Annotated in this window: 10 protein-coding genes and 1 riboswitch; of the genes, 5 read left to right on the plus strand and 5 right to left on the minus strand. The window is 52.4% G+C overall.

From position 1 onward, the window contains the following. Positions 1–54 precede the first annotated feature (54 nt). The 5 genes from KB559_RS18890 to KB559_RS18910 all read right to left on the minus strand — a co-directional run bounded on the left by KB559_RS18890 (position 55) and on the right by KB559_RS18910 (position 4843). Positions 55–360, minus strand: coding sequence for an MTH1187 family thiamine-binding protein (locus KB559_RS18890; protein ID WP_211023887.1), 306 nt, complete (start codon positions 358–360; stop codon positions 55–57). 135 nt (positions 361–495) lie between these two features. Beyond that, positions 496–1293 (minus strand): PHP domain-containing protein, encoded by a 798-nt coding sequence (locus KB559_RS18895; protein ID WP_211023889.1) that lies wholly within the window; start codon positions 1291–1293, stop codon positions 496–498. A 16-nt stretch (positions 1294–1309) separates the two neighbouring features. Next, entirely contained in the window at positions 1310–2134 is an 825-nt protein-coding gene (locus tag KB559_RS18900; protein WP_211023891.1) for an energy-coupling factor transporter transmembrane component T family protein, read from the minus strand. Then, the gene (locus tag KB559_RS18905) at positions 2118–3962 is read right to left on the minus strand and encodes an ABC transporter ATP-binding protein (RefSeq protein WP_211023893.1); all 1845 of its coding nucleotides are present in this window, start codon (positions 3960–3962) and stop codon (positions 2118–2120) included. Before KB559_RS18905 ends, KB559_RS18900 begins: the two co-directional genes overlap by 17 nt. After that, positions 3962–4843 (minus strand): DUF8171 family membrane protein, encoded by an 882-nt coding sequence (locus KB559_RS18910; RefSeq protein WP_244861593.1) that lies wholly within the window; start codon positions 4841–4843, stop codon positions 3962–3964. The genes KB559_RS18905 and KB559_RS18910 overlap by 1 nt, the downstream gene beginning before the upstream one ends. Positions 4844–5121: 278 nt before the next feature. Between KB559_RS18910 and KB559_RS18915 the strand changes: the two genes are divergently transcribed. From KB559_RS18915 to KB559_RS18935, 5 genes are all read left to right on the plus strand, one after another. Then, entirely contained in the window at positions 5122–5952 is an 831-nt protein-coding gene (locus KB559_RS18915; protein ID WP_211023895.1) for a MurR/RpiR family transcriptional regulator, read from the plus strand. 177 nt (positions 5953–6129) lie between these two features. Further along, positions 6130–6360, plus strand: a riboswitch (cobalamin riboswitch). Positions 6361–6585: 225 nt separating this feature from the next. Next, a complete protein-coding gene (locus KB559_RS18920; RefSeq protein WP_481856472.1) occupies positions 6586–8526 on the plus strand; it encodes an anaerobic ribonucleoside triphosphate reductase in 1941 nt (646 codons plus the stop codon). After that, positions 8523–9044 (plus strand): anaerobic ribonucleoside-triphosphate reductase activating protein, encoded by a 522-nt coding sequence (gene nrdG, locus KB559_RS18925; RefSeq protein WP_211023899.1) that lies wholly within the window; start codon positions 8523–8525, stop codon positions 9042–9044. Before KB559_RS18920 ends, nrdG begins: the two co-directional genes overlap by 4 nt. Positions 9045–9313: 269 nt before the next feature. After that, positions 9314–11647 carry a ribonucleoside-diphosphate reductase subunit alpha gene (locus tag KB559_RS18930; protein WP_211023901.1) on the plus strand — a complete coding sequence of 778 codons (2334 nt, stop codon included), beginning with the start codon at positions 9314–9316 and terminating at the stop codon, positions 11645–11647. Between the two features lie 299 nt (positions 11648–11946). Beyond that, a complete protein-coding gene (locus tag KB559_RS18935; protein ID WP_211023903.1) occupies positions 11947–12978 on the plus strand; it encodes a ribonucleotide-diphosphate reductase subunit beta in 1032 nt (343 codons plus the stop codon). Positions 12979–13149: the final 171 nt, after the last annotated feature.

Here is a 13149-nt window from a genome sequence, read left to right on the forward strand (position 1 = left end):
TCTCTGGAAAATTGGTCAACAACCTGTTCCCCTAATTTTCTCCCGAGTTCACCGCTACAAGCCCAGCTTATCCTGCACCGACCGGAGCTTTTGCTCGGACGAACCCTCTTTGTCCCTGCGGTCATCGATCTTGATCGATGTGGATACCCGCTTGGCATCGGACTGAAAAGGCGCCTCATGAATCGCCCGGATTGCGGCGAAAATATCATCCAGCGGCCCTTCAATAATGGTACTCATCGAGGTGAGCGTGTACTTGATTCCCTTTTGTTGTTCGAGTACTCGTTGCAGCTCGGCAACGTAGGTGCTAAGACTGGTGGACCCTGTACCGATGGGAATAACCGTTACTTCCGCAATCGCCATAATTAAGCGCCTCCCTGATTATACGCATTATTATCTTGCCTTCACTTATTGTAACAAGATTCGCTCCGGAATATCAAACCGGGGAAACACGAGCTGCAAGATAAAGATCAGGGGGCGCTATGGATGTATGCTGTACTAAGCCGACTGGTCTCCGAGCTCCTCCAGGTCATCGTCTACCGGAAGCGAAAGACTCTTTTTGAGCAGTCCTTTGATAATGTTGGCGGACTTCACCTTGATATCCAAGGCCGGCGAAACCTCAATCCGGTAGGCTCCCTCCTGAATCAATGCTTTGAGCTCCTCTACGGTTTCAAAGTTCCGGTCAAACTCATTCAGGACGCAACCGTACTGCATGAACTGGTGCGTGTCGCTTCCGGCGACCACGGGGCGGCCTAGCCGTTTCGCAAACTCCCCGATTTTAGCGTGGTAAGCTTCGAGCCCTTGGGCATAAACGTCTTTACCGTTCAGGTCAAAGGCATCCAGACGCTTCAACAATTCATCGGGCAAATGATGAAGCGGCGTCCCTTCCCGAAACGGATGGGCTCCGATTCTTAAGAACCCGCCCTCTTCGCTCCAGTCGAGCAAGGTACGGAAATCGACGAACCGGCCCTTTTCCGTATGCGGCTCAAGACGGCTTCTAAGCTCAAGCACGTTGTCCCGCTGGCCGATGATCAGGATGTGTCCCGTCTCTTTAATGTCCACCTCGATACCCGGGAACACCTTAATTCCCTCAGCTAAATAATAGCCGTGTTCATAGGGATAATTGCGATCCAGCATCTCGTAAATATCCTCATAGCGCAAAGTATTGAAATGCTCCGTCATTGCAATGGCGTCCAGCCCGTTCCCTTTCGCCTCGGCCATCATCTCCCTGAAATAAGCGGGGCTGAATTCACTCTTCTTGGAAAGCTTCACATGGGTGTGCAGATCGATTTTCATAAATGTTCTCCTTTATTTACAGGTTAAAGTTTGCGGCAAGAACATACAATGCGGCCACATAGACCACCGAGACGGCCAGGAACAATGCATCGCGGCGCGTAAATTTCATGTGCGATAACTTGATCCGTTTGACCTCGGGCGATTGGTAGGCATAGGAGAAACCTTTGGTTTCCAACGCTTCCACCGTGGTGCGCGTTCTTTTCGCGATGCTCAGTATTAAAGGGTAAAAAGAGAGTACGGCGATTTTCAGAAAATAGACGATACTCCGCAGATATAAAAAGCCGTGCCGCTCCGGGGCCTTTCCGCGCAGCCGGAACGACAGGAAAATATGATGGTATTCCTCCAGCAAACTAGGGAGCATCCGGTAGCCGTAGGCGATGCCAAATGAAACCTGCTTCGGCACTCCGATACTAAGCAGACCGTCGCTCAATTTCTCCGGATCCATGGAACAGAACACGGTAATGCTGGCCAGCGAAATGACGGACAATTTCAGCGTCAGTTTCAGCAGCGGCAGGATGGTTTCCCCGCCTCCCCCAAAAAGCCACGATACGATCAGCAGATACCCGGCCTGGCTCAGCAGTCCGAGGCACAGTATTCCAATAATGAGCGGACTCACCCGCGACATCATCGTCGTCAGGGTCATAAGGAAGAACAAGCCGAACAACAAAATCACGTCATGGATGAACCACGGGGCAATCCCGAAATACAAATACCACAGGAACAGGGTCCGCGGGTCCAGCTTGGCGAGAAAAGTATCGCCGTTGCCGTAGGCCGTATTGAGCAATTCAATTTTGACGCCCTCGACCGATACCCGGTCCATGAGCTTACGTACATACTCCATAAGCCAAAGTCTCCCTTCTTCCGGCAGCCTTCCAGCGCTGCTCGAATTCATCCACCGTGTAGCAAAGCTGCGGCATTCCAAGAGACCGGCTCAGCTCCAAAATTTGCGGTGCGGTCAAACCGGCCAGATCCAGCAAATCGGCATCGGCGAACACCGACTCCCGGGTACCGTTGCGGATCATCCGGCCCTGATGCATAACGATGACGCGGTTGGCCCACTCCGCAACGAGCTGCATATCGTGAGTCGCAACGATCACCGTTTCCACGTGGCGGTTCAGTTGCTGCAGCAAGCGCGTAATATCCTTGCGGGTGGCGATATCGAGATTGGCCGTCGGCTCATCCAGCAAGATAACCGATGGATTCATCGCTACTCCGATCGCCAGCGAGGCGCGCCGCTGCTGTCCGCCGCTCAGCAGGCGTCCGTCGCGGTGCTGAAGCTCCGTCAGCCCGAAGCTCTCCAGAATATCATCCACTTTTCGCTCGTAGCCCTGCACGCTGCGGGCCTTCAGGAAGAACTCCACATCCTTTCGGATCGAGTCCTCAATGAACATCTCCTCGGGATTCTGGTAAATGTAAGTCACCATATCCGCCAGTTGCTCCGGTGGTGTTCGCAGCGTATCTACGCCTTTCACCCGGACATGACCGGCTTCCGGCTTCGTTACCCCGGTGATCAGCTTCAGGAAGGAAGACTTACCGGCTCCGTTATTTCCTACGAGGGCAACCAGGTCGCCCGGGTTGAACGTTACGCTGACATCATCCAGCACAACCTTCCGTTCCCGCGTAACCGTCCGGTAGGAGAAACGGGCATGCTTGACCTCGATGACCGGTTCAGAACCGTTTAACGAGTTTTCCGAGCTTATCGAGTCGCCTAGCCCCATCGTCGAATTGACGATCTCCAGAGAACCAAGGGGATCAACAGCCTCCCCTTCCCCCTCACGCTCCTCACGATGCTCCCCCTGAAAACGGCCGAAATACTGTACGGCTTCCTCCAAGGTAACCGGATACTCCCCAATCCCTTCTCCGGCTTTTCCAGTCCCTTGCACTATACCGGACTCACCAACTTTTGCGGCGGCCTGCGTGACCTGAGGCGGAAAAATATGACTCGCCTCCAGTTGGCGCAGCTCGCGCAGCGCTTCCTTAACCGGCTTCGACCAGAGCACCCGCCCTGCATCCATAAGCACGACCGTCTTGCAATATTCGGCGATAAATTCGGTATGATGCTCGATCACGATAATCGTTTTTCCGTGAAATTCGTTCAAATTCCTCAGCAGATCGTAAATCTTCCCGGCATGGCTTGGGTCTAGCTGAGCCACCGGCTCGTCGATAATCAGGATGTCGGGATCCAGCGAGATTGCACCGGCCAAGGCGAGCTGATGCTTCTGTCCGCCGCTGAGCTGCCAGATGAACTCCTTCGGATCGCACTGCAAATCAACCAGCCGTAGAGCCCGGCGCCCGCGCTCCATGTAATCCTCGAAGCCATAGTTCAGCGGGGCGAACCCCGCATCGTCCAATACCGTCGGGCGAATCAGTTGATTTTCGAAGTCCTGATACACGTAACCGACATGGCGTGACAGCTGCGCAACATTATGCTTCAGCGTATCGAGTCCGTTCACTTGAACGTTGCCCTCGTAATCGCCGACATAATAGTGCGGTATCAGCCCATTCAGCGTTTTGCACAGCGTGGATTTGCCGCTGCCGTTCCCTCCGATCACGGCGACGAAATCGCCGCGCTTGATCTCCAGGGAAACTCCGTTCAACACCGATTGCTCGGCACCCGGATATGTAAATGTGACCCCTTCCATGACAACGATATTGTTTTCATCACGCATTAAGCCTGACCGCTCCTATCTATTTGCTGTGGTGTTCTTTTGCCTTTGCGGATCATCAGCAGAATCGTAATCAATGCCACGATGGCAGCCGCACCGATACTAACCCAGATGAACCACCCGCCGATGCTCTCCAGGAAATCCGCATCCCAGTCGATCAGCGCCATATCCGACTCCGCCAGAAATTCTGCGCCGAACGCTGCAAAAGCCAGAACTATCGAGATAACGATCAACCGAGGAGCGATGATTTCACCCAGTGAATATTTCATCCGGTTATCGCGCGGTTTCATGCCGAGCAACGGCTCAATTTTGCCATATAAACGTGGGACCAGATACAAGGTCGGCAACAAAGCGAACAAAATACCGGAGAACAGGACGTCATTTAGAAAAGAAACCCCTTCTACAACCACTACGCTTTGCGCCAAGCCCGGAACGGCTTCGAATTCCTCTACCCCCACCCATACCTTGGCAATATCCACCGCACTGCTGATAAACTGGTGGATGACAACTCCGGTAATCGCGGCAATCCCGACCTGTCTGCGGTTACGCGGATCGTTGACGAGACTTCCGGCAATGAACATGGCGAGCGAAAATCCGATGAATTTCTCCAGTTCGCCGAGACCCCCGAATTGACCAAGCATAATCTCGCCGAATATCACTTCGCCCAGCGCTGCGCCGACGGCGGCATAAAACGGATGGAACAGGATACATAATGTCAGCGGAATAAACGCGAAGTACTCCACCGAGAATTCCACCGGGCCGAGACGCAGGGATGGAATCAGCTCCGTAATCATGTTGGACAAGCCATACAAGGACATAGACAACATAAACACCATCATTTTTTGCGATTGCGTAAGTACATATCTTTTTTGGGATTGAATCACTTGCTTTCCCTCCTTTTATATTTGGGTTGTTCAAACGCCCTTTCTTCAGGCTAATCCTAATATAGAGTCCAATTATTAAATTCGATGCCCGGGTACGTTAAAATAATGTAAATAAACTTACATAAATTATATTTATGAAAAAATACACGTCATCAACCGACTGACCCTGGCTATCCACAGCTAGCCGGATTAGTAGGAATCGCTTTTGCCCTTCCCAAATCCGGTATGTTAATCTATTTCTATCAACGCACCAGACAATGAAAGTGAGGCCGTCTCTCGTGAAACTGGACTGGAACACCGAGGCCCTGTCGCCGGGGCAGTTTAAAATTGCGGACTATATCCAAAAAAACTCACAAACCGTCCTGTTCTCCACCGAACAGGAAATCGCCGACGCGCTGGGGCTGAGCATTGCTTCGGTCTCGCGGTTTTGGCGTACGGTCGGTTTCAAAAATATTAAAGATTTCAAAACCAAGCTTCGGAGTCAGCTCGACGTGACGCCTGCGGCAAAAATGAAAAATATTATGGACAAAGCGGACGCCAGCCCGCTCCCCCAGCAGTTTCTCGCCACCACCATGAGGCATCTCGAAGAAACGCTAACCCATTATTCCGCCGATTCCTTCGAAGCCGCCGTCACGGCTCTGACTTCGGCAAAGCGCATCTACATCTATGGACCTGGCCCTTCTGCCGGACTCACGGAATTGCTTCATTACAGGCTTGGCCGATTCGGCCTGTCCATCCATCGGCTGGACCGCGGCGGAAGCGAGATGTTTGAAGATCTTCTACATCTGGGCGAAGAAGATCTCGTAGTTCTGTTCGGGTTCGTCCGGCTGCTGCCGGAAGCGAAGGTGATCGTCGATCATGCCAAAGAGACCGGCTACCGGACTTTGCTCATCACGGACCGGCTCGTTGCCGACTTTTCCGATCAATGCGATATCACGCTGTTTGCCAGCCGGGGAGAAACGTGGGAATTTCACTCTATGATCGCCCCTACGTTTATAGTAGAAAATTTGATCGTCGCAGTAGGAATGCGAAATCAGGACGATCATCTCCGCAAATTGAATGAGTTGAATCAACTACGAAAAAAATACGCCCATGAGCTCCCTAGATGATCAAAATATAAACCTGCTTTTCGTAATTTGGAGCCAAAATTTTTTTAATATTTTTTTCATCCCCGCTGGCCCGCACCGCGGTTGCTTTCAGAGGATTTTTCATTATTTTCAATCGTCAAATTCGAGCTAGGCCCATTTACAAACACAACATATTGGGGTAAATTAATATCACTACAACAAAATATAGTGTGAACGGGTGGTCCGGCGCCCAAGACGCCGGGTCTTAAAAGGGAAGGCGGTGCAAATCCGCTGCGGTCCCGCCACTGTAATCGGAACGCCTGGGAATCCGTCGTGAATATCCCAAAGCAATTCGCCGACATGATGCCACTGAGGGAATTTATCTCTCCCCCGGGAAGGCGCCGGCGCATCACCGAAAGTCAGGAGACCTGCCCGTTTGGAAGACACCGCGCTAACCTGCGAGGAACAGGGAGGTGTCCGATGCAGCTCATGCATAGCTTTGTTTTAACTTCTTTTGTTACGCCTTCCTACAGCTATCATTCTGGAGACATTCGGGCATTTTCAACCTTGCCGGGTTGGGAATGCTTTTTATATGCGAGTATTACCCAGTTATCAGGGAGGAGAACTAAGATGGCGTTGTTGAATGTAATCGATACGGAAGTAAACCGGGAGCAAATGATGGAGGAGGTTATCCGTCTTGGCGAAGAAATCGTCGAGAGTTCAAATTTGGAGATCCTGCGCGAAAACGCCAACTTAAACGGTGAAAGCTTCTCCGGGAAAATGAGCAAATTCGGCAGCGAGTACTCGAAATGGTACGCAAATCATTTTGTTATGCCGCCGCGGGTCGTTCAAGCGATCAAGGACAATGTAGTCTATGTGCATGACCTCGATCAATACGCGATCGGCACGACCAACTGCATTTTCATTCCGTTTGCCAAGCTGCTTCGCGAAGGCTTCAACACCGGCAACGGCAGCGTCCGGCCGCCGAATTCGATCATGACCGCGATGGCGCTCGTAGCGATTATTTTTCAATCCCAGCAAAACTCCCAATACGGCGGCGTATCGGCCAACATGATTGACCACGACCTGGCTCCTTACGTAGCGAAATCCTTCGCCAAATACTTCCGCAAAGGGCTGGAGTATTTTGAGGAAGGTGACGGCGAGGCCGACTTTGGCGGCGAAATCAACATGAGCCGGAGCGACCTTCAAGAGCAATATCCGAAATCTTTTAAATATGCGTTAAAAGAAACCGAAAGCGAAACGCTGCAAGGCGCGGAGAGTCTGATTCATAATCTGAATACGATGTCCAGCCGCGCAGGGGGACAAATTCCTTTCACCAGCATCAACTACGGCACCTGCACGTCGCCGGAAGGCCAGCTCGTCATTAGCTCCCTGCTGACAGCCACGATGCGTGGACTCGGCAGCGGTGAAACACCGATTTTCCCGATCCAGATTTTCAAATGCAAACAAGGCGTCAACCAGAACCCGGGCGAGCCGAACTATCATCTCTTCCTGAAGTCGGCTGAATGCTCGGCCAAGCGGCTGTATCCAAACTTCGCCAACCTGGACGCCCCGTTGAATCTCATGCACTACGATCCGGCCGATCCGGATACCGAATTCGCTACGATGGGCTGCCGCACGCGGGTGTTGAGCGACCGATTCGGACGCAATCACCTGTCCGGCAAAGGGAACCTTTCCTTTAATACGTTGAACCTCGTCAAGCTCGGGCTTGAGCACGGGATCGCGTTGGGACGAAGAAACGTTGCGGATGAGCGCGGCTTCTACCATGAACTCGACCATTACCTCGACATCGCGCTGGAAGGCCTGCTTCACCGTTACCAAATCCAGGCCGCGCAAAAAGCGAAGGCTTCCGATTTCATGATGCGCGAGGGCGTTTGGGAGGGCGGCGAAAAGCTGGACCCCGAGGATAGCGTCGGCGAATTGATCAAACACGGCTCCCTGTCCATCGGATTCATCGGGCTGGCGGAATGCATGAAGGCTATGTACGGCAAGCATCATGGCGAAGATGAACAGGTCTACCAAAAGGCTTATGATCTGATCGCCTACATGCGCGACTACTGCGACAGACAAGGCGAACTGCACAACCTGAACATCACGTTGTTCGCCACGCCGGCGGAAGGGCTGTCCGGCAAATTCACCAAGCGTGACCAGGCCTTCTACGGCACCGTGCCGGGTGTCGTCGACCGGGAGTATTACACGAACTCTTTCCATATTCCCGTGTACTACAAAATTAGTGCCGCGAAAAAGATTCAGTTGGAAGCCGCGTTCCACGGACTGTGCAATGCGGGAGCCATCTCTTATATCGAATTGAACGGTAACGCCCGCAGCAATCCGGCGGCATTCCTGCAAATCGTTCAATACGCCTTGTCGCAGCAGGTTAGCTACTTCAGCATCAACCATCCGATCGACCGCTGCTCCGCATGCGGGTTTGAGGGCATCATCGGGGCCACCTGCCCTTCCTGCAGCAGTCACGAAAAGGATGTTTACATCCGCCGGCTGCGCCGTGTGACCGGGTATCTGACCGGCGACTATCAGACGCGTTTCAATGCCGCGAAACAAGCCGAAGTCCGCGACCGGGTGAAACACGACGCATGAACATATGCGGCTACTACCCGGAATCCATCAATGAAGGCGAAGGACTTCGCGCCGCCATCTTCATCAGCGGCTGCCGGCATTACTGCAAAGGCTGCTTCAGTGCAGCCACCTGGAATTTCAATTACGGCGAGCTATTAACGCCTGAGCGTGAACTGGAAATCATCACCGACATCAAAAACAACCCCCTGCTTAGCGGGGTCACTATTTTGGGCGGGGATCCGTTCTTCTCCGCCGCCGAGGTCAGCGCTTTTGTCGATCGCTTGCGCCTCGAAGCCGATCGGTCCTTACCGATCTGGATTTACAGCGGGTATACGTATGAAGAATTGACCGAACAGCGGGATTCGCCCGAATTTCAATTGCTTGAACGCTGCCAAGTGCTGGTAGACGGACGTTTCGTCGAAGAATTGCGGGATCCCTCCCTGCTTTACAGGGGCAGCTCCAACCAGCGTCTTATCGATATTGAGGCCAGCTTGGCGCAAGGTCAGCCTGCCCTCTGGGAGCCAACTTTCTCTTTCTAGCTGTCTGACTTTCTAGTATAATTGATAATCTGTGATGCTTTTTATAGACAACATCCTACAAAAAGCGTCACAGGTACTCAGCAGCTTGATTTATTTAGGCTGCGGGGGCCCCGGGAATATAATCATTTGCATATATAAACATCATTCGCGTCTTTCCGGACGCCCTTTTATCCTCAATTATTCTCAATTTGAGAATTAAAAGATTAATAGATTTAACCGGATTGCATCCGGTCCATTATCTCATGCCAGGAAAGCGAGGAATTTTATTCATGCCACTACTCGTCTCTAAACCCAACAACCGTCAACTCGCGTTCGATAACGAACGTCTCGGTGTTTATGCCGATCGCATTCTGGACGGATTACATGCCCTGGACAAGGAGCGGCTGCTGCGCGGCGTCAATGCCAAGCTCAGACGCGACGAAGTAACCGGTGAGGAAATCAGCAGCGCATTCACCATGTCCGCCTTGGAACTGGTCACCAAAGAAGAGCCCGACTGGAAATACGCGGCGGCCCGCTCGCTGCTTACCTCCCTTTACAAAAAGGCGGCCGTCAACCGCCGCTACAAAGCTTACCCGGAAGAGCCTTACGGGTCGTTCTACCATCTGATCACCGATTTGTGCAAAATCGGCATCTACCGCGAGGAATTGCTGGAGTGCTACACCAAGGAGCAAATCGAGGAATTGGGCCAAACGATCGACGCTTCCCGCGATCTGCTGTTTGACTACATCGGGCTGCTGACTCTGACCGAGCGCTACCTGGCTACCGATTTTGAAGGCCGGACGATGGAATTGCCGCAAGAGCGTTATATGGTTATCGCCATGTACCTCATGCACCGCGAGCCTGCCGAGACCCGTTTGGAGCTCGTTAAAGAAGCTTACTGGGCGATGAGCAACATTTATATGACGGCCGCAACGCCAACGATGTCCAATGCGGGCAAAAAAGTCGCCGGTCAGCTCTCCAGCTGCTTCATCGATACGGTTGACGATTCGCTGGAAGGCATTTTCGATTCCAACACCGACGTGGCCCGGCTCAGTAAAATGGGCGGCGGGATCGGCGTCTACCTCGGTAAAGTGCGCGCCCGCGGCTCCGACATCCGCGGACACAAGAACACCAGCTCCGGCGTTATTCCTTGGATTCGCCAGCTGAACAACACCGCCGTCAGCGTCGACCAGCTCGGCACGCGTAAAGGCGCGATCGCCGTTTACCTGGACGTCTTCCATAAAGACATCCTTGCCTTCCTCGACCTGAAGTTGAACAACGGCGACGAGCGGATGCGCGCACATGACGTGTTCCACGGCGTCTGCCTGCCTGACTTGTTCATGGAAGCCGTTGAAGCGCGCGGCGAATGGAACCTGTTCTGCCCGCACGAAGTGAAGAAGACGATGGGCTGGAAAGATGACAACGGCCGTCCGCTCGGCCTGGAGGATTTTTACGATAACGAATTCGGTAAAGGTCAGTTCCGCGAAAAATACGAAGAAGCGGTCAATCACCCGACCTTGTCCCGCATCACGATGCCGGCGATCGATATCATGAAACGGATCATGAAATCGCAGCTGGAAACGGGAACGCCGTACATGTTCTACCGCGATACGGTCAACCGCGCCAACCCGAACCGGGCGCACGGCATGATCTACTCGTCCAACCTGTGCACGGAAATTATGCAGAACCAGTCGCCGACCGTAGTTGAGCAAGAAGAACTGGTGACGAAGGACGGGCAAACCCGGATCGTCGTTTCGAAGATCCCTGGCGATTTCGTAGTCTGCAACCTGAACTCGATCCATCTGGCCCGTGCCGTACCGGCCGGCGTACTCGACCGTCTTGTGCCGATCCAGACGCGGATGCTCGACAACGTCATCGACATCAACAATATCGAAGTGTTGCAAGCTCAGTATACGAACAGCCAGTACCGGGCCATCGGCCTCGGCACGTTCGGACTGCATCACCTGCTCGCGCTCGAAGGCATCCGCTGGGAATCCGACGAAGCCGTAGCTTATAATGATGCGCTTTATGAGAAAATCAACTACCTACTGGTCAAATCCAGCATGGAGCTGGCCATCGAAAAAGGCCGCTATCCGAAGTTCGCCGGCTCCGACTGGGAGAACGGACATTACTTCACCTATCGCGGATACACGGACGGCTCCCGCGAGGGCAAATTCGTAACGACGGAGCAATGGAAAGAGCTTGCCGAGCAAGTCAGCAAGAATGGCGTCCGCAACGCATGGATGTTTGCGATCGCACCGAACGGCTCGACTTCGATCATCGCCGGTTCTACCGCTAGTATCGACCCGCTCTATGAGCTGCTCTCTTATGAAGAGAAAACGACGTACAAGATCGCTAACCCGGCACCGGATCTGTCCGAGAAAACGATCTGGTACTACAAGACGGCGTTCCTGGTCGACCAGCACGCGTCCATTAACATGGCTTCCGCCCGCCAACGCCACGTAGACCAGGCGCAAAGCTTCAACTTCTACGTGCGCCCGGACATCAAGGCGAGCGAGTTCCTGGAACTCCACCTGCACGCCTGGAAGGCCGGTCTGAAATCGACCTACTATGTGCGCAGCCGGGCCTTGACCATTGAAGAATGCGAGTCCTGCGCTTCATAAGATGCACAAGACAGGCTTGAGACAGGCTTGAGGCGAGCTTGGTTGGAAAAAATACAGGGAGATTGCCTTGATGACTCCATTCCAAGCCTTTGATTGGATAAAATCCAATGAAGCGGCCTTATAAAGTCTACTTTAGCTAAAAAAGTGATATATGATTGGATTTTATCCAATCATGCTAGGGACTTAGCTCATTTTAACGACAATGATTGGAAATATTCCAATGAGAATAGCATTTCCATCCGTAACTCAGAAATGAAAAGGGGCCGACATGGCCCCTTATAATCAAGGAGATGAGATCCATGCAACTGCAAACGATTTTTAATACGGAGGCACCGAACAAATCGACCCGGATCATCGGTGGCGAGTGCTCGGGGATTCTGAACTGGAACGACATCCGCATGCCGCACATGTATAAGCTGTACAAAGTGCTGCTTCTCAATCACTGGATTGCCGATGAAATTCCGATGAATAAAGATGCCCAGCAGTTCGCCCAGCTTGATGCCGAAGAACAGCGCACCTTTAAGATCAACATCTCGCTGCTCGCGGTGCTCGATTCGATGCAGACGATGTTCGTCGGCGACGTGAAGCGGTATTTTACCGACTCCTCGCTGGAGGCCATTTCGGCCATTATCGGGCAGCAGGAAGTCGTGCATAACCAGTCCTATTCCTATGTGCTCTCCTCCATCGTTTCCGACCAGGAGCAAAAGGAGATTTTCGAATACTGGAAGCATGACCCGGTTCTGCTGGAACGCAACAAGTTCATTTCCGACATCTATCAAAATTTCCGTAACGAAGCTACTCCACAAACCTTTTTCGAGGCGCTGGTGGCGGATCTTATTCTGGAAGGCATTTTCTTCTACAGTACCTTCGCCTTCTTCTACAACCTGGCTCGCGACCAAAAAATGATGGGTACGAGCCAAATGATCTCTTACATTCAGCGTGACGAGAACCAGCACTGCTACTTCTTCGCCGAAGTGTTCAAGCAGTTGCTGATCGACTATCCGGAGCTGAACACTAAAGAGAACATCGACTACTTGTACAGAACGATCGACCGGGCTGTGGAATTGGAGACGAATTGGGCTTACTATACGCTTAAAGAAGTCCGCGGCATCGACCTGAACGAACTGTCCGACTACATCAAATACATCGCCAACAAGCGCCTGACCCTGATGGGGATGGAAAAAGCTTATCAAGGCGTCGATGTGAACTGCATGCCTTGGATCAAGCCGTTCTCCGACGAAGCGCTCAATGCGACGAAGACCGACTTCTTCGAAGCCAAGTCCCGCAACTACGGTAAAGTCGGCGACGACAACGGATTCGACGATCTGTAAAAAAGATTTGTAAAAAAGATCTATAAAAAAGAGGCCTTGCCCATTAAACTGGTACCCATAGTTTGGACACTTTGAAAAAAGGTGTTCAGGCTGTGGGTACCTTTTTGTATACTGGAATAAGCATCGGGGGGGGATTGCATGAGCAAGAAGAGATTTACCGAAGAGGACCGT

The sequence above is a fragment of the Paenibacillus sp. Marseille-P2973 genome (assembly GCF_018101095.1).
GTDB classification, from domain to species: domain Bacteria; phylum Bacillota; class Bacilli; order Paenibacillales; family Paenibacillaceae; genus Fontibacillus; species Fontibacillus vini.